The sequence below is a fragment of the Rahnella sp. RFA10(1/100) genome, assembly GCF_004195115.1.
Classification (GTDB): Bacteria; Pseudomonadota; Gammaproteobacteria; order Enterobacterales; family Enterobacteriaceae; genus Rahnella; species Rahnella perminowiae.
This window is the reverse complement of record NZ_SEWR01000008.1, coordinates 24,110-46,875: the sequence shown is the minus strand read 5'-3', so window position 1 is coordinate 46,875 and position 22,766 is coordinate 24,110. Positions and strand designations below refer to the sequence as shown.

Here is a 22,766-nt window from a genome sequence, read left to right as displayed (position 1 = left end):
CCTGTTACGCACGGGGATGATGTTGTTGATGTAGCTGTTTGAGTCGTTCAGTCGCTACATGGGTATAGATTTGTGTGGTCGATAAGTCGCTGTGACCTAACAACATTTGCACCACGCGCAGATCTGCGCCGTGATTCAATAAGTGGGTGGCGAAAGCGTGGCGCAGAACGTGGGGAGACAGCCGCTCTGCATCAATGCCCGCAAGGATCGCATAGTGTTTGATGCGATGCCAGAATGTCTGGCGTGTCATTTGCTGTGCCCGGTTGCTGGGGAACACGATATCCAGCGATTGCCCGTTCAGCAGCCACGGCCTGCCATGCTCGAAATAGTTTTCAATCCAGTACACGGCTTCTTCGCCCATCGGCACCAGCCGTTCTTTATTGCCTTTACCGATAACCCTTACCACTCCCTGCCTCAGGCTCAGATCACTGAGCGTCAGCCCGACCAGTTCGGAAACACGCAAACCGGTGGCATAAAGCAGTTCCAGCATAGCTTTGTCGCGCAGTTCAAGAGGCACATCGACACTCGGTGAAGACAGTAAGGCGTCAACCTGCGCTTCGCTGAGGTCTTTCGGCAGGCGTTGCGGTAATTTTGGCGAAGACAGCAACGCGGTCGGATCATCCTGACGCACGGATTCGCGGTTCATGTACTGAAAGAGGCGGCGCATCGCGCTGAGCAACCGCGCTGAGCTGGTGGCTTTATATCCCCCTTCGATCCTCTCAGACAGAAACAACTGCAGATCTTCGGCGCTGACATGCAGCAGATCCGTATTATTATGATGCAGCCAGCCCAGCAGAGATTTCAGATCCTGACGATAGGATGACAGTGTATTTTCAGCAAGATTGCGTTCAATCCAGAGCATGTCCAGAAACTGCTCCGTCAGACTCTGATCGGCTTCGTTGACCGCCCGGGCCATCTGCTCAGGTGTCACATCCCGCTGGCTCGCATTATCTTGTTTTGGCATCCCGACTCCTCTTACTCATGACGGCCATTATGCCTTTCCTGTGCCCGGATCTGCTACACTGCCTGTCATTCGTATTCTGATAACGTTATGGCAGCAAGTATGAAGATCGGACTTTTCTACGGTTCCAGTACCTGTTACACCGAAATGGCAGCGGAAAAAATCCGCGACATTTTAGGTGAAGAACTGGTTGATTTGCATAACATAAAAGATGTTGATCCCGACAGGATGGAAGACTACAACATCCTGATCCTGGGCATCCCGACATGGGATTTTGGTGAAATCCAGGAAGACTGGGAAGCGGTCTGGAATCAACTCCCGACGCTTAAATTACGCGGCAAAATCGTAGCCATGTATGGCATGGGCGATCAGCTCGGCTACGGCGAATGGTTCCTTGACGCGCTCGGCATGCTTTACCATCAGCTGGTTCCCCTTGGCGTGCATTTCATTGGTTTCTGGCCGACGGAAGGCTTTGAGTTTACCAGCCCGAAACCGCTGAGTGCGGACGGTAAACATTTCGTCGGGCTGGCTCTGGATGATGTGAACCAGTTCGATCTCACCGAAGAACGTCTGCAACAATGGTGCGAACAGATCCTGCTGGAAATGGATGCGCTGCTTTAACGCCGCATAAAATCCCGGCGTCAGCTTTCCATGAACATGGCCCTTTCAGCCCGGTTTTGCCGGGCTGCGCGGTGCACCGCTGAGCAATATCTGTCGCAACCGCCGCCATTCTTCCAGACTCATGCTGTCCGATGCCAGCCATAACCGCTGCCTTGAACTGCGCATCGCCTGTGCCAGCCCGCCTTTACGCTTTTCGCGACGCAACGAGAGCAGCACACCATGGCTTATCATCCATACCGGCTGTTTAATCTGCCATTCATGGCCGCGCCACAAAAGACGATTATCTTCAAGCAGGATCATTTCGCCCGTGCGTGCTGTAATGCGCCGCTGGCTACGGATGCATTCAAACAACACCAGCAAAAGCAACGTCATCCATACCGGCCAGTAACCTGCAGGCCAGGGTGCCAGCAAAATAAGCAGCATCACGCCACCGTAACATCCCAGTGAAATGAGCTGACTGCGCCAGGACACCCGGAGATCACATCGCCACAGGGCCACGGGCTTTGTTTCGAGTCTGAATAAGGGCAACCATACGCTGTAATTCGGTGTCTTTCGGTTCACCGTGATTCATCAGCCAGTTGAACAAATCCGGATCGTCACAGGTCAGCAGGCGGACAAACACTTCTTTATCAGTATCGCTCAGCGAATCATATTCATACTCGAAGAACGGCATGATGGAGATATCCAGCTCGCGCATACCGCGGCGGCAAGCCCAGTGAACGCGGGAACGATTATTAATATCCAGTGGGTTTTTGCTTTCCATAACAAGACTCTTTTTTAGGATACACAATGAGAATTCTTTTATATAGAAAGCGATTCTAACAGCCCGTTGCGCAGGGGCGTAATTTTTCAGTGCCCTGTTTTGTCAATCTATGTGATGTGCTGGAAAACCTGATGCAAACCTGTCGCTTATCTTACATTCTCTGGAAGGTATCCTGGAAAAGGCACCAATAACTGTTTTCAAAGCGGGTGGGCTCTTTTACCATGAGGCATCAGTCACATTTCATAGACCGGGATCAGAAAATGGCTAACGACTTTCCCTTTCCACCGCAAAAACCTTCAGCATCCTCCCATCTTCCGCTAACGCTGATTTCACTGGAAGACTGGGCACTGGTGACCATGACCGGTGCAGACACCGTGAAATACCTGCAAGGTCAGGTTACCGCGGATGTCGATGCGCTGGCCGCCGATCAGCATATTCTCTGTGCGCACTGTGATGCGAAAGGGAAAATGTGGAGTGATTTGCGTCTGTTCAAGCGTGGCGATGGTATGGCGTTTATTGAACGCCGCAATGTGCGCGACACCCAGTTAACGGAAATCAAAAAGTACGCCGTATTTTCTAAAGTGACTTTCACTGCCGATGACGATGTGGTGTTGCTCGGTGTGGCAGGTTTTCAGGCCAGTGCTGCACTGACCGGGCTTTTTTCAACCTTGCCAACGGCTGAACAGCAAGTCGTGCAACAAGATGAAACTACCCTGCTGCATTTCTCTCTGCCAGCCGAACGTTATCTGATTGTCACCAGCCCGGAAAAAGCCCGTCAGGTGGTGGAAGAACTGGGTGAGCAGGCACAACGCAACGACAGCCAGCAATGGCTGGCGCTGGATATCGAGGCCGGTTTCCCGGTGATTGACACCCTCAACGCCGTACAGTTTATCCCGCAGGCCACTAACATTCAGGCGCTTGACGGCATCAGTTTTACTAAAGGCTGCTACGCCGGTCAGGAAATGGTGGCTCGTGCGAAATACCGCGGTGCGAACAAACGTGCATTGTACTGGCTGGCAGGTAAAGCAAGTAAAGTGCCAGCACCGGCTGACGACCTCGAATTACAATTGGGTGAAAACTGGCGCCGGACAGGCACCGTACTGGCGGCGGTTCAGCTCAGCGACGGTACGCTTTGGGTTCAGGCCGTACTGAATAATGATCTGGAAGCCGATGCCAGTCTGCGGGTGCGCGATGACGCCACCAGCCAGTTGAGCATTCAGCCGCTGCCTTATTCCCTGGAAGAAACGAAGTAACTTTCAGCATGAAGTCATTTCAGCATATTGCCGCCTTAAAGATATAGGGCGGCAATGGTAAATTTAATCGTTAGGGCGTCGGCCTTGCGCATTCAGCAAATCAACATACGCCTGATCCACCAGTTCCTGCCGGTTAATCCCCAGCCGTTCCAGTAAGTCCTCAGCAATGACAATGCCCTGCTCCGGTGTTTCGTCATCAGCGAGTACGACTTCGAATTCCAGATAATCGCCCAGTCCTTTTACCCTGTCGAGATGCAGTCGGGTTTGTCCGATCATAAAAAGGGTGCGCTGTTTGATGACCCGCCCGGCAGCGCCATAGGCCAGTGTCAGGGTTTCGCGCAAACTGTCAGGATCCTGCGTGGGTGAAAGCGTGTAGAAACTGGTTTTAGGGCCAACCTTGTCAGGGCGCTGATAGAAAATCAACTCACCGCGATCGGGCGCTAATGTGCGTAATTTGAGGCGGCCGTGCGGACACACGAAAAAGGTATCATCCTGATCAATGAGATCCGGCAATCCATCAGATAGCAGCGCAATTTTTTCATACAGTGCGGAAAAATCATCGATCCGGGCTTTAATCTCAATATTTCTGGCCATCACTTACTCCCTTAAAAGTTTATGTTATTTACACGGGTATAATGAACGTTAAATGACCGTACCGTGGTTTTGTGAAGATCATCATCTCCACAGAGCGCAAATTCTTTGTCACTCCTTCACGTATTTCCCCCCATTAGCAGATAAACTCGCAGCATCGGGTGTTGCATGCACCTTTCACATCACGCCAGAAAAGGCCGGAGGCCAGAGTCCAGAATGATATGGATTATGCTTGCTGCAGTAGTTGTGGTTTTTATTGTGGGTTATTGGTTTATGACAGCAGATACCCGAAAAGCGAATGATTCTCTCGCCAGTCTGTTGAAAATAAAGCCGGTTTATATCGATTCCATGCTGCTGGAAATGGGCAAACGTCAAAGCGAGATGTTTATCCGCTCAATCAGCGGCGGCTATGCTGAAGAAATCCGCAAAGCCGCGTATGTCGTTTTTATTTATCAGACATTTATTAAAGACGCTTCAGAAGAAAATATCGTCCGCTGGCGGAACATTTTAGTGCGCGCACATCTGCCGCCACAGTTAAGCAGTGAACACGCAGAACTGGCGTTGTTCTATTTTGCCGAACTGGATATCGAACCCTTCGAGCTGGCGCAATTTCGCCGCGACTACAATGAAACCTATAATCAGATCCATCTGGTTTAAAACGTAAAAAAGCCACTGAGTTCAGTGGCTTTTTTGCATCACCCGCCTGTGTATGAAGATTATCTGAATACGTTATCCAGATAGCTGGCCAGGATCTGGCGTGAACTGAAACCGTGGCAGATGCCGTAGTAGGTCTCATTGTCACTGGAAACATCCAGCGGGAAATTCTTGTAGGCTTCACTGCTGCGAAACGATGCTGTCGGTTCAGCAAAACGCTCACTGCGCTCTTTCAACGCCGGGTGTATTACCAGGGCAGTCCGGCCAAACCGCGCTTCCCGGTTTACATACACATAATGCTCACCCCGGCGGTAACCGTAGGCTTTATCATCAATAAAATCACGTTCAAACCCTGAGGTTTCTAAAACACGTGCCACTTCATCTGGCCGTAAATACATGGTTGCTCCTCGCTTCTTTAACCGCAAGGCGACCTTACCGCAATAACTCTGCCAGACAATGCGTTTATCCCAAATTTCGGCGAATTTAGGATTTATCCAAACGCCTTAACCCTGAAAAGTAAAGGGGTATTACACAGGCGTTTGCCGCGAAGTGTTTACCCACAGTCTGAGGGTCAGCAGCCAGGCAATTACCACCATAAATGCCGCTGCAAGATAAATAGACGGCGTGCCAAAATGCGAAATAATTAACCCGGCCACCGGCCCGGTAATGCCGAGCCCCAAATCCAGAAAAGCGGAATACAGCCCAAGTGCCGTGCCCTGATTTTGCGGCGGCACTTGTTTTACCGCTTCAACGCCCAGCGCAGGGAAAATGAGCGAGAAGCCGGAACCGGTAAGAAAGGCACCCAGTTGCACCGACAACGGATCCTGACCCCACCAGATCATCAGTAATCCCGCGACTTCCAATACAAAAGACACCAGTGAGACCCGCAAACCGCCGAACCGGTTAATCATATTGCCGAAAATAAGGCGCGCACCGACAAATCCGAGGCTGAATAATGTGAGCGTAAATGCCGCCCCGCTCCAGCCTTTATCGGCATAGTAAAGGGTAATAAAGGTGGCGATAACGCCGAAACCGATGGTGCCGAATCCCAGCCCGAGGCCATAAAGCCAGATGCGCCCGACAACAGCTTTGAAGGCAATCCGCTTACCGGCGGTGACAGAAATCGCCGCTTTCATGCAGGCCAGTATGGCGGCAAACGCAGCTGCGACAATAATCAGTACCGCCACACCCATCAACCCGTAAGCATGGTTGAGCAGTACGCCGAGAGGTGCACCGACGGCCATCGCACCGTATGTTGCCACACCATTCCAGGAGATCACTCGCGCGGTATGTTTCGCACCCACTGCACCAATTCCCCACAGCGTAGTCCCGGTGCTGCCAAAGCTTTCACCGACGCCCAGGAAGACACGGCCGACACAAAGCATCAGCAGACTCACCAGCGGAAACGCCGAAAACCAAAACGCCATTGCGTAAAAAATGCCGCTGACTCCGCAGCAAATCAGGCCAAAAATGACCACCCGCTTCGGGCCAAGGAGATCGGCGTATCGTCCGGCATGCGGACGACTGATGAGTGTCGAGAAATACTGAACGCTGATCACCAGCCCTGCCAGCACAGAGTTGTATCCCAGCGTGTTATGCACAAATCCCGGCAATACCGCGAGAGGTAAACCAATGGTCAGATAAACAACGAAAGTGAACAGCATGAACGACAAAATGCGTTTGTTGAGCAGCGCGTTAGAACGAAGCGTACTTAAAGACATGGGCGGACCCGAAAAATGAGATCACAAAGAATAGATTAAACAGTATAAACGGGTTTCGCCTTCAAAACGGGCTAAAAATGTTATGGCCTGTAACGCGAATTTCATTTTGCAGAAGAATCTGAACTGCATCACGCCAGCCCGCACCCCGCCTGTCTTTATGACACAGTGTCATGGACTAAAAAGCGTGGTCATCACAGACCTTTGTCCTTAAAGAACCAGCCGGTACAACATTATGGTCTATGCTTAATTCAGCAGTCACACAAGGAGAGACGGAATGTTTAAGAAAAAAGATAAAATTGAAAAAAATATCGATCAGGACGTAACCCTGCTGGCAGACACGCTGGATGAAGTGCTTCAGTCTGCAGGTGATAAATCCAGGGATGAATTGGATAAAATCCGCAGTAAGGCACAGGGTGTTCTGCGTGAAACCCGTGCTCGTTTCAACAGCGAAAAATTGAGTCAGCAGGCGCGTGATGCGGCGGCTACGGCCAATGATTATGTGAAAGATAATCCGTGGTACGGCGTCGGTGCAGGTGCCGCAATTGGTATTGTTATCGGTGTTCTGCTGGGACGCCGCTAACGTAAAGAGGCAATTTGTGATGTTTCACTCCTGTGTCGGGAATATAGCTTAAAAGCTGAAACATCCGCGTGGCTCCCTCATTGCCGCGCAGTTGCTAAAAAGACGACGGAGCCTTCGGGCTCCGTTTTCTATTTTTGCAACCCGTTAACGTTAAAAATGAATGCGAAAACTCTTTGACTGGCAGGGTTTAAACGTCCCCAGATCACCTTTTTTATGTTGAGAAGAGGCCTGCGTTTCATCCATGCGAACTTCCTGCCATTCGGCCACAGTGACATTAATCTGCAAATTATCCTGCGTGCTTTGCGTTTCCGAGGGGTTATAAACCCGCACAATCAACGCCTCTTCATCTTCGGCTTTTTTCAGGGCGCTTAACACCGTACCCGAAATGCATTTGTACATCAGGCTGAAACGCGACGGGGTCTTGTTTTTCGTCAGATTCAGCTTCATCGCGTCATACGGCATTTTGTTGTAGGTGCGCACCGGCGTCAGATAATCCCGCGCATGTTGCATAACATTTGCCTGAATAGTATCGCCGCTGAAACCGAACAGGGCGAAACGGTAAACCTGTTTGCCCGCCATCTGCGAATCCGGCGTCGGCATTTTAATGCCGGAAGGACGTCCAGGACGCAGCAACAGATTTTCCTTACCCAAAACACCGACGGCGCGAAACAGCGTCAGGGCGAAGATATTATAGGATTCGCCGACCACCTCAAACTCACGCAACCCTTCGGTAAACAGCGCCAGCCCATGATTGCCGTCCTGTAATGCCGCGAAATTCATTAGCTGCCATACCGGTACCGGCGCTTCTTTCCAATTTTCTGCTTCCCAGTTATCCATCGCCGCATCATTTACCGGGCGGGTAATACAACCAAACTGATTGTCGGCCACCACTGTCTGGCTGGCAAACGGCGTCGGGATCAGTACCCGCAACCGGTGATCTTCCGCGCGGTTTTCCAGCGCCAGTTCGATCTCAATCCGGCGGCTGTTTTTCGCCAGCGTCACGTTGATTGTTACAGGCATTTCACGGCTCAAAGTTCGCGTGGCGCGATCTGCCAGCGTCCCCGGCAGCGGCATCGTCAGCGAAATGGTCGCCGTGCTTTGCCACGGCTGATGCTGATAACTCACCTCAGCCGTCAGGCTGCCCGAGGTTAGCACCCATTCGTCACGCGCCGGAGAATAGTCATATTCATCGCCATCGTCAGAGCCGTTTTCCAGTTCCAGTACCTGCTGATAACGGTGGGAAGTCTGTTTATCAAGAATATCCAGCGTACCGTTCGGGTTAACCGTCACGCGGTAATAATCGTTTTCCAGCACCTCTTCGCCCTGCGGCGCGGGCTGCAAAATGCCCGGCTGATGCGGCGTAACGTTCAGGGTGACGTAGCCCATCGCGGGCAGCGTGGCGCAAAGCTGGATGTCGTATTCCATAAAGGGTTCGTAATTGCCGTAATGCACAATCTGCCTGTCCACCAGCCCCGGATCGATTTCCCGCGCTTCGCGGATGAAATAAGGCACCGTACTGCCCTGCCCGTCAGTCAGGCTGAAAGAGGACGCCCTTATCCGCCCGGTGGTATTGACCGTTTCCTGCCGCGGATGCAATGAGAAGTTGAACAGCGTCAGCCGGTCAGCGATGTGACCGTCAGGTTGCAGGTTATCGATGATTTTACGCATCGTGAACTGAATGAGGTTTTCGGCCATGTCGTCAGCGAGAATAAAGCGCGACATAATTTCCTGATGAACCTTGTCGCTGCAACAACAGCCGATGCTGTCATGCGCGTGGTTCTTCATAATTTCCTTCCACATTTTTTCGATCAGGCCATGATGGTAATCAAAACCTAAGCGCCAGGCTATGGAACACAAGGGTTCCAGCACATTGACGATTTTGTTTTCAATCGCTGCGTTGGCTTGTTTGATGTCCATACGGGTAGAGGAAATGGTGCGGTGAACGCGCATGTATTTGCCATCGTTAAATTCCCCCCGCAACAACGCCAGTTGCGGTTTGATGGCATCGATGCGTTCAAAAATATCTTCAAAACGGCTGAGCTGGAAACTGCGCTGCGGGTAGATCCGCCGCAGCATCTCTATGATGGTAAAGATATTTTGCTGCAGCGGCATCTGATCATGACCGTTAGGCAGCAGAATATCGCCGGTCAGCGACGCCGCTTCCAGCACCGGCAGATACTTATCCAGCCGTTCGCGCAGCGCCTCTTCATTCTCGGGTAAATATTTGCCGATGGCATAACCCAGCGGCAGCACCTGCACGGTGACTTCGCTGCCGTCGTTACTCTGCCAGCGGAACTCGGTTTTATCCGTGCCGTGGCGTTCCGAGCAGCCGCGCCAGAACATGGCATGTTGCAGGCCAAACCCGTTAAAGATATGCGGAAGCTGGGAGGACATACTGAAGGAATCCGGCAGATAGCCGATTTTCATGGGCTCACCAAACTCGCGGCAATCACGCATGCCGTACAGCAGGTTGCGCAGGATGGACTCACCACTGACCACCATCGTGTCGGTCTGCGTATACCACGGCCCGATAATCAGCTTTCCGGCCCTGGCCAGCGCCTTCACACGGGGACGGTTTTCCGGGCAAACCGCAAAATAATCTTCGAGGATCGCCGTTTGTCCGTCCATGACGTAAAACGGATAGTCAGCGTCATTTTCCAGACGATCGAGGATCTCCGCCATGTTATTGACCAGCAGGATCCGCGAGGCTTCCGTCGTGAAATACCATTCGCGATCCCAGTGCATATGCGGGGTCAGATGAACGCGGGAAACAGTCATAAAATCATTCCTTTCAAGCCCTGCAGGGCACAATGTGAATTAACCCGAAATTAAGAAGAAGGGATGTCGCCGGTGAAATGTCCCTGTCGTACCGCGTAACCCCGCCAGCTCAGCAAAACCACCGTGGAAATCACCGTGCCCGCCAGCGCGGCACCCAACCAGATAGCTGCCGACAGCCAGCCACCCCATCCGCCATCATGCAGCAGGAACATGGAGAAAATGCCCGCACCTGGCGTGGAAAGGCCGATCCCCGAAGCCCCGACGATCGCGCCAGTCACGACCGATCCCGCCAGGAAGGAGCCGATGACGCGTAGCGGATCTTCAATCGCCATCGGGATCGCGCCCTCGGTGATCCCCGCCAGGCCGAGCAGCCAGGTGGACTTTCCGGTTTCGATTTCAAAAGATTTAAACAGTTGGGGTGCCAGCAGAGTTGACGCGGTCACGGTAAATGCCGAGACCATTTTGGTCGCACCGAAAATAGCGTAAGGGCCGTAAACACCGTTTGCCATCGCGCCCAGACAAAACGCATAAGCCGCTTTGTTGATCGGCCCGCCCAGATCAAAGGAACACATAAAGGCAATCAGCGCGCCGAGTACCATCGCGTTACTGCCGGATAATCCGTTCAGCCATGCGGTCAGACTGGTATTGAGCCACGCCACCGGTTCGCCGATCACAAATAACATGATGCTGCCGGTGACCAGCGTGCCGAGCACCGGATAGAGGTAAAACATAAGGAAGCCGTTGAAGCTGGCGCGCAGGCGGACATGTTTTTTCATCCAGCGCATGACATAACCGGCAATCAGGCCCCCCGCCACACCACCGAGAAACCCTGCGCCGATCATGTTGGCGCACAGTCCGGCGGCAAAGCCCGGCGTCAGCGCCGGTTTGTCTGCCAGCGAATAAGCGGTGTAGGCCGACAGCACCGGTACCATCAGAATGCCCAACATGCCGCCGCCGAGCTGACGGTACATCCACAACCATGACTCTTTCTGCGCGTACAGTTCCTGCCAGCCAAACAGTTGCGCGATCAGCACAGTCACCGCCAGCAACGAGCCACCGGCGACAATCAGCGGCACGGCAAAGGAAATTCCGCTCAGCAAAGCCTGTTTTAAATCTGCTTTTATGCTGGTTTTCTGCGGCTTAACCGGCGCTGAAGCCACGATTTCACCGGGCTGCCGCCGTATCGCCAGCGCCTGTTGCAGCACCGCTTCGGCGTGGCGGATCGGTTCCGCCACCGGCACCTGAACGCAGGGGATCCCGTCAAAACGCTGGCTGTCTTTGATTGCCACTTCAGCGGCAAAAACGCAGGCAACGGCACGATCACATTGCGCGGCAGTGATCGCATTCTCAATGCCGTTAGCGCCCTGCTTTTCCACATCAATGTGGATACCTAATTTTTTCGCCGCTTTTTCCAGATATTCCGCCGCCATATAAGTGTGCGCGATCCCCGCCGGACAGGCAGTGATGCACACTACCCGCGGCGCATCGTCAGGCAAAGCCCTCAGTTTCTGAGTTTCCGGCACAGACTCTTCGCCCAGTAACCTCAGCACCTCCTGCACGTGTCGCGCCACCAGCAGCGCTGCACGGGTTTGATCATCAACCAGCCGCGTGGTCAGTGCCGTCAGCAGTTCCATGTGAGTCGAACCCGCCTCCGCTTCGGGGATCGCCAGCAGGAAGATCATGTTTACCGGCTCCTCGCCATCCACGCCCTGCCACGGCAGCGGATTTTCCAGCGTTGCCAGCGCAAACGCCGCGCGCCGGACACTGGCCGATTTGCCGTGCGGTACCGCCAGTCCTTCGCCCAGCGCAGTCGGGCCTTCGTTTTCACGTTCCGTCACCGCCTGCAAAAAATCCTGTGCGTTATCAAGGATCCCCTGCTGATCGAGTTGCTGAACAAGAAAAGCGATCGCCCGTTCACGGCTGGAAAAATGGCTATTGAGGTGTATCAGTTCGGGAGACGTCAGTAATGTAAGATCCATAAGTTGTCCTGTCTGAATCGATGAAAAACGATATTTGTATTATTTTTGTATTGTATTTGTATTAAACATCAGACCCGCAAGAGATGACTGTGATCCAGATAGAAGATCTTTCGTTGGGTTGTATTGTTTTTGCAGGGTCTGTGAACTGTTACACTCGTCCGAACGTGCCCGACAGGAACCTGAAACGTGAGTAATCAGCCGCTTTACCGCCAGATCGCTTCGCAGATCCGCGATCAGATCCAGCGCGGAGAAATCAAAACAGGCGATGCGCTGCCGACAGAATTGCGTCTGCGCGAGCAGTTTGGCGTCAGTCGTGTGACGGTACGGCAGGCGATCAAGCTGCTGGTCGAACAGGATGTGCTGGAAAGCGTGCAGGGCAGCGGGACTTACGTGAAGGAAGCGAAGGTCAATTACGCTATTTATCAGCTGACCAGCTTTGATGAGAAGTTACAGCCTCTGGACAGACCCTCGCACAGTGAGGTTCTGGCGTTCTCCATCGTGAAACCGCCGATCGGTATCGCCGAAGCGCTGGCACTGGCTGAACAGGCGCGGGTGTATTACATCAAGCGCCTGCGCTATATCGCCAGCAAACCTGTGACGCTGGAAGAAACCTGGATGCCGCTGGACTTGTTCCCTGACCTGACTTACGAGGTGATGCAGGGTTCGAAATATGCCTGGATGGAGCAGACCAAACATCTGGTGATTGACCGCAGCGAGCAGGAAGTTATCCCGCTGATGCCAACCAAAGAGATGGTGTCGCTGCTGGGCGTGGCCGCAGATCAGCCGATTTTACAGAAGATCTCGAAGGGTTTTCTGGCGGATGGCACGGTGTTTGAATTCAGCCGCAATACCTTCCGCACGGATGATTATAAATTCACACTGGTCGCCAGACGGATGCCGCACTGATTAACGGCTGTTTTCAAACACAACAGCCAGCCGTTGCACCAGTCCGTCCGCCTGTTGCTGAGAACTGATATTCACAAACCCCATCAGCAGGCCATTCGGACGTAAAGCCTCACCCCTCACGCGGCGCTCAACCTGCCAGTCAGACAGCGCCTGCACTGCCAGCCCCTGTTCGCGGGCATTTTTCGCGATCAGCGCATCGTCCAGAACGGCATTGAGTGTGGTGCAAAGTTGGATCCCGCCGGTCTGCTGACTGACGCGCAATATCTGCGCCGGAAACGCCGCCGTCAGTGCCTGTTCCAGATAGCCGCGCCGCTCAGCATAAAGCTGGCGCATCCGCTTCAGGTGCCGGTAGAAATACCCCTGCTCGATAAAATCCGCAATGCTGCTTTGCACCAAAGGCGGCGTGCCGCAAATACGCAGCGGACAATACGCCTCGATTTTTTCCACCAGACTCTCCGGCACCACCATATAGCCGCAGCGCAGCGCCGGAAACATCACTTTGCTGAATGTACCGGCGTAAATCACCCTTCCCTGCGTATCCAGGCTTTTCAACGAAGGCAGCGGCTGGCCGTGATAGCGGAACTCACTGTCGTAATCATCTTCAATAACCCATGCCTGCTGATTCGCCGCCCAGTCCAGCAGCGCCAGACGTCGCGATAAGCTCATGGTCACGCCGGTCGGGCTTTGATGCGCAGGCGTCACCACGGCAAAACGGGCATGGGGGAAATGTTTTACCGCCTGCGGCACGTTCATGCCTTCGTCATCGACATTCACCGCCATCGGAGTGGCACCTGCCGCGCGGAAAAATGCCTGCGTCACCGGATAACCGGGATCTTCCAGCCAGACGCCGTCACCCGGTTGCAGCAGGCTGCCGGTAATCAAGTCCAGTAACGGCGCATAGCCACCGCAGATAAATATCTGTTCCGGACGGCAGGTAAATCCACGGGAGAGTTGCAGATAACGGGCGACGGCGTGGCGTAAAACGTCCGTACCGGTCAGCGGCGGATGGCCTAAATCATTCATGCTGGTATGACGGATTTGCCGCGAGACAATGCGCGACCAGATCGCACGCGGGAACGCATCCAGCGCCGGCAGCCCGAGCTGGAAAGGAAGGGAAGAAACTGAAGGCAGCATCGGATTGATGGGTTTACGTGCAGCGTCTTTCCTGATCACCTTTGGCGCAGGTGCGGATAAGCTCTCCGGCGCGCTGACCACCGTGCCAGCCTGCCCGCGGCTTTGCAGAAAACCTTCCGCCATCAGCAGGCTATAGGCATTTTCAACCGTGGCCCGCGCCACGCCGAGCTCGCTGGCCAGCGCACGGACAGATGGCACACGGCTGCCGTGCCTGAGTTGCCCTGCCATGATCGCCTGCTTCACCCGCTGATAAATCTGCCGGTAAAGAGGTTGTTTGTGTCGGGGATCGAGAGGGAAGGCAAGACTGAAGCGGCTCATCATGACCTGCTTAAAGAGACATTTTATGGCCCTGTAGTATAGACCATGTACCGCGTAAAGTAGCGCCTGTTGAGACGCGCTTTGCGTCGCTGTTTAGTCCAGAAATCCCAGAGGAAATCATCATGAATGCACTTCGCCTGCCTTACTATTCCCTGTCTTCTTCCGTGATGGAATCAATGAAAGCGGCGCTCGGCGCACTGGAAAACGGTCCGCTGGATAATGTGATTATCGAGCTGGCTTTTCTGCGTGTGTCACAAATTAATGGCTGCGCGTATTGCCTGGATATGCATTCCAAAGCGTTGCGCAAAATGGATGTCGAACAAACCACACTGGATCAGCTGGCGGGCTGGCAGGTCAGCCATGCATATTCGGAACGTGAACGCGCGGCACTCGCCTGGGCAGAATCACTTACTCTGATTGCCGCCACCGGCGCACCGGATAGCGCCTTTGAACCGCTGAAAGCGCAGTTCAGCGACGTGGAAATCTCGGAACTGACCTTCGCCATCAGCCTGATGAATGCCTTTAACCGCCTCGCCGTCGGTATGCGTCAGTAATTATTCTGTTGTTTTTTTGAACTGAAAAAAGTTTTCTCTCTCCAGCCCGCTCCCTGCGGGCTTTGCCATTTTTGCAACAGGCAAAATTGTAAAATCTACATATTGTGTGGTTGAAAATTTAAATCACCACATCTAGTATTCAAAGCATCGGGACGCCACGATGGCACCGACTATCACGCCTTTCCCCCGGCTGAAGCAGCCGCACAGCGGGAAGGCAAAAATTGTCTCTGATTTTTCACTAAATGGAAATACGAATCATGAGCATTATTATTTACAGTAAACCAGACTGTGTCCAGTGCAACGCGACTTACCGTGCATTAGATAAACAGGGCATCGCTTATCAGGTAGTGGATTTGACTCAGGATGAGCAGGCGCTCGGCCAGGTGCGTGCCATGGGCTATCAGCAGGTACCTGTGATTGTGGCCGGTGACGACCACTGGTCCGGTTTCCGTCCGGATAAAATTTCCGCCCTGCGTCAGCTCCAGAACGCGTTCTGAGGCCCGGCGGATGAATCCGTTGGTCTATTTTTCCAGCAGTTCAGAAAACACCCATCGCTTCGTGGGCAGAACGGGATTACCGGCGATCCGCATCCCGATAGATCGTCAGCCTGAAAAATTGCGGATGGACTTGCCGTATATTTTGGTGGTCCCAAGCTACGGCGGCGGTTCGGCCAAAGGCGCGGTGCCGACACAAGTGATCCGTTTTCTGAACGATGAACATAATCGTTCACTCATCCGCGGCGTGATCGCCGCCGGAAACACCAACTTCGGCGCAGCGTATTGCATTGCCGGCGATATTATTTCCCAGAAGTGTCAGGTCCCTTACCTGTACCGTTTTGAGTTACTGGGAACGCCGGAAGACGTTGCAAAGGTCAGACAGGGAGTAACAGAATTTTGGCAGCGACAGAACTAGCAATTACCGACCCCGGCACCCGCAGCCCGGACTATCACGCGCTTAACGCGATGCTGAATCTGTTCGACGCTAACGGCCAGATCCAGTTTGATAAAGACCGCCTGGCCGCGCGTCAATACTTCCTGCAACACGTCAATCAGAATACGGTTTTCTTCCATAACCTGGCGGAGAAACTACGTTATCTGGTGGAAGAAGGCTATTACGAAGCCGACGTGCTCGGCCAGTATGAATTTGACGACATTAAACGCCTTTTCAAACAGGCTTATGCCAAAAAATTCCGCTTCCAAACCTTTCTGGGTGCCTTCAAGTATTACACCAGTTACACACTGAAAACTTTCGACGGCAAACGCTACCTTGAACGTTATGAAGATCGCGTGTGCATGGTGGCACTGACGCTGGCACGTGGCGACATTCAGCTCGCCAGCCATTTTGTCGATGAGATCATTTCCGGCCGCTTCCAGCCTGCCACGCCGACGTTCCTCAACTGCGGCAAAAAACAGCGCGGCGAGCTGGTTTCCTGCTTCCTGTTGCGCATTGAAGACAACATGGAATCCATCGGACGCTCGGTCAACTCGGCATTGCAACTTTCCAAACGCGGTGGCGGCGTGGCGTTTATGCTGACCAATATCCGCGAAGTCGGCGCGCCGATTAAGCGCATCGAAAACCAGTCTTCCGGCGTGATCCCGATTATGAAAATGCTGGAAGATGCTTTCTCTTATGCCAATCAGCTCGGTGCGCGCCAGGGCGCGGGCGCGGTCTATCTCAACGCTCATCACCCGGATATTCTGCGTTTCCTTGATACCAAACGTGAAAACGCTGACGAAAAAATTCGTATTAAAACGCTGTCGCTGGGTGTGGTTATTCCTGATATCACCTTCGAACTGGCGAAGAATAACGAAGATATGTATCTGTTTTCGCCCTATCACGTCGAGAAAGTGTATGGCGTGCCGATGTCAGAAATCAGTATCAGCGAGAAGTACCGCGAGATGGTGAATGACAAGCGCATTCATAAAAGCAAAATCAATGCGCGTGAATTCTTCCAGGTGCTGGCAGAAATTCAGTTCGAATCGGGTTATCCGTACATGATGTTTGAAGACACGGTTAACCGCGCCAATCCGATCAAAGGCCGCATCAACATGAGCAACCTCTGTTCGGAAATTTTGCAGGTAAATTCGCCGACAATCTACGGCGAAGATCTGTCGTATCAGGAGATTGGTAAAGACATTTCCTGTAACCTCGGTTCGCTGAACATCGCCTCGGCGATGGATTCGCCGGATTTCGGCAATACCGTAGAAATGGCGGTTCGTGCGCTGACGGCGGTTTCTGACATGAGCCATATCCGCTCGGTACCGTCTATCGATCAGGGGAATCAGGATTCGCATGCCATCGGCCTCGGCCAGATGAATTTGCACGGTTATTTGTGCCGTGAGCGTATTTACTACGGCTCGGCAGAAGGTCTGGATTTCACCAACATCTATTTTTGCGCCGTGGCGTTCCACGCAATCCGCGCATCAAACCAGATCGCCATCGAACGCCGGCAGTCGTTTAAAGGCTTCAGCGATTCCACTTACGCCAGCGGCAGCTATTTCGACAAATATGTCGATGAGGCGCAGGCTGAGAAATGGCAGCCGAAAACAGCGCGCGTGCGCGAACTGTTTGCAGACGCCGGAATTGCCATTCCGACGACCGCTGACTGGGCGGCGCTGAAAACCTCCGTCATGCAGCATGGCCTGTATAACCAGAATTTACAGGCGGTGCCGCCAACCGGTTCTATTTCTTACATCAATAATTCGACATCAAGTATTCACCCGATTGTGTCCCGCGTGGAAATCCGCAAAGAGGGCAAAATTGGCCGTGTGTATTATCCGGCGGCGTTTATGACCAATGACAATCTGGATTATTACCAGGATGCGTACGAAATCGGTCCGGAAAAAATTATTGATACCTACGCCGAGGCCACGCAGCACGTCGATCAGGGGCTGTCGCTGACACTGTTCTTCCGCGATACCGCCACCACACGCGACATCAACAAAGCGCAGATTTATGCCTGGCGTAAAGGCATCAAAACCATTTATTACATCCGTCTGCGCCAGATGGCGCTGGAAGGCACCGAAGTTCAGGGCTGTGTTTCCTGCACGCTGTAACCGATTGAAAGGATTTAAAAATGAGCGCAGTAAAACAATTGTTAGTGCCACAACCGGTCAGCAAAGCCATCAACTGGAACAAAATCCAGGATGATAAAGATCTGGAAGTATGGAACCGCCTGACGTCGAACTTCTGGTTGCCGGAAAAGGTGCCGTTGTCGAATGATATTCCCTCCTGGGCGACGCTCAGCGCACAAGAGAAACAGCTGACGATCCGCGTATTTACTGGCCTGACGCTGCTGGATACGGTCCAGAACGTGGCTGGCGCACCCACGCTGATGAAGGATGCGGTGACGCCACACGAAGAAGCGGTTTACTCGAATATCTGCTTTATGGAAGCAGTGCATGCGCGTTCTTACAGTTCGATTTTTTCGACGCTGTGCGCCACCGTTGACGTGGATGAAGCCTACCGCTGGAGTGAGGAAAACGTCGCGCTGCAAAACAAGGCTGCAATCATTTTGTCGTATTACGACGGTGAAGATCCGCTGATGAAGAAAGTTGCCAGCGTGTTCCTTGAATCCTTTCTGTTCTATTCCGGTTTCTATCTGCCAATGTACTGGTCAAGCCGCGCCAAGCTGACCAATACCGCCGATCTGATCCGTCTTATCATTCGTGATGAAGCGGTTCACGGTTACTACATCGGTTATAAGTTCCAGAAAGCCCTGGCGCTGGAAAGCGCAGAACGGCAACGTCAGATTAAGGAGCAGACTTTCGATCTGATTCAGGATTTGTATGACAACGAGATCCGCTACACCGAAGAACTTTATGACAGCGTAGGCTGGAGCGAAGACGTGAAGAAATTTCTGCACTACAACGCCAACAAAGCGCTGATGAATCTCGGCTACGAAGCCCTGTTCCCTGCCAGCATGGCCGACGTCAATCCGGCGATCCTCTCCGCCTTATCGCCAAACGCCGACGAAAACCATGACTTCTTCTCAGGCTCCGGATCGTCGTATGTGATCGGCAAAGCCGTCAACACCGAAGACGAGGACTGGGATTTCTGATTCTCCTCGAGATGAGCAAGGTTTGCTTGTGCTCCTTCCCCTCTCACGAGGGGAAGGTCGGGATGGGGTGTGGGTCAGCGACTCAGTGGCCATTTATACCCCACCCCGGTCTAAACACCTCCCCTTCGCAGGGGAGGGAGCTAAAACCCTCTTTCTGATGTTGCCGTTATTTTTCCCCGCGCTAGTATAGAAACAGTGTTTCAAAACCCTACGCGATCAGAAAAAGGAAACATCATGACGCCTTATACGGCTTCCCCTTCCCGCTATGAAACCATGCAATTCCGTCGCTGCGGCCAGAGCGGTTTAAAACTCCCCGCTCTTTCTCTTGGCCTGTGGCACAGCTTTGGCCATGTCAGCCCGCTGGAATCCCAGCGGGCCTTGCTGCAAAAAGCCTTCGATTTAGGCATTACCCATTTTGATCTGGCGAATAACTACGGCCCGCCACCGGGCTCGGCGGAAGAAAATTTTGGCCGCTTGCTGAAACAGGATTTCGCGCCATATCGCGATGAACTGATCATCTCCACCAAAGCAGGTTACGACATGTGGCAGGGGCCGTACGGTTCCGGCGGCTCGCGCAAATATCTGCTCGCCAGTCTGGATCAGAGCCTGCAACGTATGGGGCTGGATTACGTTGATATCTTCTATTCGCACCGTGTGGATGAAGCAACACCGATGGAAGAAACTGCCGCGGCGCTGGCTTATGCGGTGCAAAGCGGTAAGGCGCTGTACGTCGGGATTTCTTCATATTCGCCGGAACGTACGCAGAAAATGGCGGAACTGTTACGCGAGCTGAAAGTGCCGCTGCTTATCCATCAGCCGTCCTACAATCTGCTAAACCGCTGGGTAGACAAGAGCGGGTTACTGAATACGCTGGAGCAAAATGGCACAGGCTGTATCGCGTTTACCCCGCTGGCGCAGGGGCTGCTGACCGGTAAATATCTTCAGGGTATTCCGGACGGTTCACGCATGCAGGTGGAAGGCAATAAAGTACGCGGTCTGAATGCCAATATGCTGTCAGAAGAGAACCTGAACAGTCTGCGGTTGCTCAATGACATGGCGCAACAGCGCGGACAGACCATGGCACAAATGGCGCTGAGCTGGCTGCTGAAAGATGATCGGGTAACGTCGGTGCTGATTGGTGCCAGCCGCCCGGAGCAACTGGATGAAAATGTGCAAGCGCTGAACAATCTGCGCTTCACCGCTCAAGAACTGGCGACGATCGATAAGCATGTGGCGGATGGTGAGCTGAATCTTTGGCAGGCTTCGTCAGATAAGTAGTGTTATAAAGATCAGCATTCTGAATTAACACTAAAATTAAAGTGTTAATTCAGATGCCGGGGGGTTTTAAATGAATACTGGTTAACGAATAACAATGAGATTATTTTTTGGCTTCCGGTGTTTTAACCGTCGGCTGCGGTGCCACTTTCGGCATCAGTTTAGGCATTTCGGCAAAAGTCACTTTTTCATTTTTCAACTGAGCCGCTAACTCTTTACTGATATCCAGATCTTTCGAATAACTTACCGTCGTTTGGACAGGGAAGATAACATCGATCTTATGGGCAACACGGTATTGTTCAGCCGACTTTTTAACCTGATCTGCAACAACCTGACGCGCCGCTTGCAGCTGTACCTGCCATTGGGCATCCAGAGCTTTAGCATCAGCCTGACGAACCTGGGCTGCTTTTTCCGGTGTCATGGTTTTATAAAGTTCTTCCGCTTGTTTAGCCGTGCCCTGAAGGCTCTTGTAAACCGCTTCGAGATGGGTTTTTTGTTGGGTAGCAAGACCAGATTCATCGACCACTTGTTGAATGTTTACGAATTTCACTTCCTTTTCCCCACCAGTTTGTGAATCACACCCGGAAAGCAAGCTTCCTGCAAGAATGGCTAAAGCAAGCGCTTTGCTGAAACGACGATTAATGACTGAATTCATAAAAATCCTAATTTGAATTGCTATATTAAATAAGAAATGAAAAATTATTATCCATAATTAATCGAACAATTCTAATTAATGAATTCTAAAGCATTCGTTAATCGAAAGCTTAATCCTGAAAATTCATAAGATTAATAAAATCTTCTTATATCGATCAGCATTTTGGAAGTGCTTATTCTTCCCCGGGTAGGAAAATCCCTTTTGTATAGGAAAGGAGAAGGCATCGGCACTCAATTAAAAGGGAATAAGAAGCATTAAGGCTGAATAAGCGCGTTAATACGGGACATGCGGAGGATTATTTCATCGGAAAAATACCCCCGCAATGTGTCTAAAAACAGACGCAGGGGCGTTCTCTGTGTCCCCCTTCGGCTGAAGGGGGGAAGATGTTATGCGAAGAATTTCGCCAGCACGAATAATCCGACGGATACGTTAATTGCGCCGCCTATGCGGGTAGCAATTTGCGCGAAGGGCATCAGCGTCATGCGGTTACCGGATGTCAGAATTGCCACGTCACCGGTGCCGCCCTGCCCGCTCTGACAGCAGGAGACGATCGCCACATCGATAGGATGCATGCCGATTTTCTTACCCACATAAAAGCCGGTGCCGACCAGCGCCATTACGGTGGTCACAATCACCAGCAGGTTCTGAATAGTGAAAGCGTTGATCAGCTCCTGCCAAGGCGTAATGGCCACCCCCACCGCGAATAACACCGGATAAGTTACCGCCGTACGGAAGAATTTATACACCGTCATTGAACCGTGCTGAATAGTCGGCGAAACGCCGTTAGCCAGTTTCACCAGCACCGCCGCAAACAGCATGCCCACGGGCGCCGGCAGGCCAATCCATTTCTGGCCCAGCATTCCGACCATGTACAACAGGATCGCCAGCAGTGCGCCACAGGCCAGCGCATTGACGCCCGGGTTACCGTTAAATTCCTCAGTACCGCTGCCCATCTTGCCGTTGCCCGACGGCATCAGCTGGCCTTCACCCGTCAGATGTGGATAACGTTTCCCCAGCTGATTCAGCACACCCGCCAGCACAATGGCCGTCAGACCGCCAAGCATAACAATCGGCAGAATGCGCCCAAGCGCCACACCTTGCTCCATATGCAGGATGGTCGCGTAACCCATCGACAGCGGGATTGCGCCTTCTCCTACACCACCGGCCATGATTGGCAGGATCAGGAAAAAGAAGGTTTGCACCGGCGGTAAACCTAAAACCGTGCCCATCGCCATACCGGCGATCATCCCGACAACTTCGCCGCACAGCATCGGCACAAAAATACGCATAAAGCCCTGAATCAACACCTGACGATTCATGCTCATGATGCTGCCGACAATAATGCAGCAAATATAGAGGTAGAGAATATTGGTGGATTTATAAAATTTGACCGTGGAGTCAACAACAACATCCGGCAGCAGACCATAATGCACCATCGCCGAAGGAATAAACGTGGCACAAATCGCCGCGGCCCCCAGTTTCCCTACCACAGGTAAGCGTTTACCGAACTCACCGCAGGCAAAGCCGAAGAAGGCCAGCGTGGCGACCATCACCACGATGTCGCTCGGCAACTTGCCGTTCAGGCAGTCAAGCAGGATCAGTACGCCCGCCAGCAGAAAAAATGGCAGCGGGATGATGCCTATTTTGTAGTTATCAAGAATGTGCCACCATTTTTGTCTGGCTGAAAGGCCGGAGGTTTTCGTTTCTTTGACAGCGATGTAGGAATCGTCGGTTGTGCTCATGACATTGCCTCTTTCTTCGGGAGTCTTTTCTTATTGATGGTCTGAGCATATGAAAACGACCGGTCAGCCGGATGTGAGGTTGTTCAAATTAAAATCGCAGGGATAAAGGTTGTTATGGTGTTTATGGTGTTAATGCACCTTGCTTTATAAGGATTATAAGATTAGTAGTAAAACCCACCTTTAACCCTGTCATTACTGTGTGAAATCATCGCCATTTTAAT

General features: G+C 52.5%; 22 protein-coding genes. 11 read left to right on the top strand and 11 right to left on the bottom strand.

What is annotated here, in order from left to right:
- Positions 1-4 precede the first annotated feature (4 nt).
- The gene (xerD, locus tag ETV65_RS20330; protein WP_129955006.1) at positions 5-916 is read right to left on the bottom strand and encodes a site-specific tyrosine recombinase XerD; all 912 of its coding nucleotides are present in this window, start codon (positions 914-916) and stop codon (positions 5-7) included.
- Between the two features lie 147 nt (positions 917-1,063).
- Here xerD and fldB point away from each other — a divergent pair, with 147 nt between their 5' ends.
- Complete coding sequence (gene fldB / locus ETV65_RS20325) at positions 1,064-1,582, top strand: flavodoxin FldB (RefSeq protein WP_013574110.1); 519 nt, start codon at positions 1,064-1,066, stop codon at positions 1,580-1,582.
- A 45-nt stretch (positions 1,583-1,627) separates the two neighbouring features.
- Here fldB and ETV65_RS20320 read toward each other — a convergent pair whose 3' ends face one another.
- Together ETV65_RS20320 and sdhE are read right to left on the bottom strand one after the other, a co-directional pair.
- On the bottom strand, positions 1,628-2,080 hold the full coding sequence (locus tag ETV65_RS20320) for a protein YgfX (RefSeq protein ID WP_129954896.1): 453 nt from the start codon (positions 2,078-2,080) through the stop codon (positions 1,628-1,630).
- On the bottom strand, positions 2,061-2,327 hold the full coding sequence (gene sdhE / locus ETV65_RS20315) for an FAD assembly factor SdhE (protein ID WP_129955005.1): 267 nt from the start codon (positions 2,325-2,327) through the stop codon (positions 2,061-2,063). Before sdhE ends, ETV65_RS20320 begins: the two co-directional genes overlap by 20 nt.
- A gap of 278 nt (positions 2,328-2,605) precedes the next feature.
- Here sdhE and ygfZ point away from each other — a divergent pair, with 278 nt between their 5' ends.
- Positions 2,606-3,598 (top strand): tRNA-modifying protein YgfZ, encoded by a 993-nt coding sequence (gene ygfZ / locus ETV65_RS20310; RefSeq protein ID WP_129954895.1) that lies wholly within the window; start codon positions 2,606-2,608, stop codon positions 3,596-3,598.
- A 63-nt stretch (positions 3,599-3,661) separates the two neighbouring features.
- Here ygfZ and ETV65_RS20305 read toward each other — a convergent pair whose 3' ends face one another.
- Positions 3,662-4,192: a class IV adenylate cyclase gene (locus ETV65_RS20305; RefSeq protein ID WP_129954894.1), complete on the bottom strand. Its 531-nt coding sequence runs from the start codon at positions 4,190-4,192 to the stop codon at positions 3,662-3,664.
- A gap of 213 nt (positions 4,193-4,405) precedes the next feature.
- Between ETV65_RS20305 and ETV65_RS20300 the strand changes: the two genes are divergently transcribed.
- On the top strand, positions 4,406-4,846 hold the full coding sequence (locus ETV65_RS20300) for a DUF1198 domain-containing protein (protein ID WP_129954893.1): 441 nt from the start codon (positions 4,406-4,408) through the stop codon (positions 4,844-4,846).
- A gap of 59 nt (positions 4,847-4,905) precedes the next feature.
- Here the strand turns inward: ETV65_RS20300 and ETV65_RS20295 are convergent, their stop codons facing one another.
- Positions 4,906-5,241 (bottom strand): DUF2002 family protein, encoded by a 336-nt coding sequence (locus ETV65_RS20295; protein WP_013574102.1) that lies wholly within the window; start codon positions 5,239-5,241, stop codon positions 4,906-4,908.
- A 129-nt stretch (positions 5,242-5,370) separates the two neighbouring features.
- Positions 5,371-6,564 carry an MFS transporter gene (locus ETV65_RS20290; protein ID WP_129954892.1) on the bottom strand — a complete coding sequence of 398 codons (1,194 nt, stop codon included), beginning with the start codon at positions 6,562-6,564 and terminating at the stop codon, positions 5,371-5,373.
- A gap of 274 nt (positions 6,565-6,838) precedes the next feature.
- Between ETV65_RS20290 and ETV65_RS20285 the strand changes: the two genes are divergently transcribed.
- Positions 6,839-7,144, top strand: coding sequence for a DUF883 family protein (locus ETV65_RS20285; RefSeq protein WP_129954891.1), 306 nt, complete (start codon positions 6,839-6,841; stop codon positions 7,142-7,144).
- A gap of 150 nt (positions 7,145-7,294) precedes the next feature.
- On the opposite strand, the gene mngB is transcribed toward ETV65_RS20285, so the two are convergent.
- Entirely contained in the window at positions 7,295-9,922 is a 2,628-nt protein-coding gene (gene mngB, locus ETV65_RS20280; RefSeq protein WP_129954890.1) for a mannosylglycerate hydrolase, read from the bottom strand.
- 50 nt (positions 9,923-9,972) lie between these two features.
- Complete coding sequence (gene mngA / locus ETV65_RS20275; RefSeq protein ID WP_129954889.1) at positions 9,973-11,901, bottom strand: PTS 2-O-a-mannosyl-D-glycerate transporter subunit IIABC; 1,929 nt, start codon at positions 11,899-11,901, stop codon at positions 9,973-9,975.
- Positions 11,902-12,087: 186 nt separating this feature from the next.
- Between mngA and ETV65_RS20270 the strand changes: the two genes are divergently transcribed.
- Entirely contained in the window at positions 12,088-12,807 is a 720-nt protein-coding gene (locus ETV65_RS20270) for a GntR family transcriptional regulator (RefSeq protein WP_129954888.1), read from the top strand.
- On the opposite strand, the gene ETV65_RS20265 is transcribed toward ETV65_RS20270, so the two are convergent.
- Positions 12,808-14,259: a PLP-dependent aminotransferase family protein gene (locus tag ETV65_RS20265; protein WP_129955004.1), complete on the bottom strand. Its 1,452-nt coding sequence runs from the start codon at positions 14,257-14,259 to the stop codon at positions 12,808-12,810.
- Positions 14,260-14,381: 122 nt separating this feature from the next.
- Between ETV65_RS20265 and ETV65_RS20260 the strand changes: the two genes are divergently transcribed.
- The 6 genes from ETV65_RS20260 (at position 14,382) to mgrA (ending at position 20,151) form a co-directional block, all read left to right on the top strand.
- Positions 14,382-14,813: a carboxymuconolactone decarboxylase family protein gene (locus tag ETV65_RS20260; protein WP_129954887.1), complete on the top strand. Its 432-nt coding sequence runs from the start codon at positions 14,382-14,384 to the stop codon at positions 14,811-14,813.
- 257 nt (positions 14,814-15,070) lie between these two features.
- Positions 15,071-15,310 (top strand): glutaredoxin-like protein NrdH, encoded by a 240-nt coding sequence (gene nrdH / locus ETV65_RS20255; RefSeq protein ID WP_095923387.1) that lies wholly within the window; start codon positions 15,071-15,073, stop codon positions 15,308-15,310.
- Positions 15,311-15,320: 10 nt separating this feature from the next.
- Positions 15,321-15,725 (top strand): class Ib ribonucleoside-diphosphate reductase assembly flavoprotein NrdI, encoded by a 405-nt coding sequence (gene nrdI / locus ETV65_RS20250; RefSeq protein WP_129954886.1) that lies wholly within the window; start codon positions 15,321-15,323, stop codon positions 15,723-15,725.
- Positions 15,707-17,869 carry a class 1b ribonucleoside-diphosphate reductase subunit alpha gene (gene nrdE, locus ETV65_RS20245; protein ID WP_129954885.1) on the top strand — a complete coding sequence of 721 codons (2,163 nt, stop codon included), beginning with the start codon at positions 15,707-15,709 and terminating at the stop codon, positions 17,867-17,869. The genes nrdI and nrdE overlap by 19 nt, the downstream gene beginning before the upstream one ends.
- Positions 17,870-17,889: 20 nt before the next feature.
- Positions 17,890-18,873: a class 1b ribonucleoside-diphosphate reductase subunit beta gene (nrdF, locus tag ETV65_RS20240; protein WP_129954884.1), complete on the top strand. Its 984-nt coding sequence runs from the start codon at positions 17,890-17,892 to the stop codon at positions 18,871-18,873.
- A gap of 234 nt (positions 18,874-19,107) precedes the next feature.
- The gene (mgrA, locus tag ETV65_RS20235) at positions 19,108-20,151 is read left to right on the top strand and encodes an L-glyceraldehyde 3-phosphate reductase (protein ID WP_129954883.1); all 1,044 of its coding nucleotides are present in this window, start codon (positions 19,108-19,110) and stop codon (positions 20,149-20,151) included.
- A gap of 100 nt (positions 20,152-20,251) precedes the next feature.
- Here mgrA and ETV65_RS20230 read toward each other — a convergent pair whose 3' ends face one another.
- On the bottom strand, positions 20,252-20,803 hold the full coding sequence (locus ETV65_RS20230; RefSeq protein WP_129954882.1) for a hypothetical protein: 552 nt from the start codon (positions 20,801-20,803) through the stop codon (positions 20,252-20,254).
- A gap of 386 nt (positions 20,804-21,189) precedes the next feature.
- On the bottom strand, positions 21,190-22,545 hold the full coding sequence (locus ETV65_RS20225; protein WP_129954881.1) for a 2-hydroxycarboxylate transporter family protein: 1,356 nt from the start codon (positions 22,543-22,545) through the stop codon (positions 21,190-21,192).
- Positions 22,546-22,766: the final 221 nt, after the last annotated feature.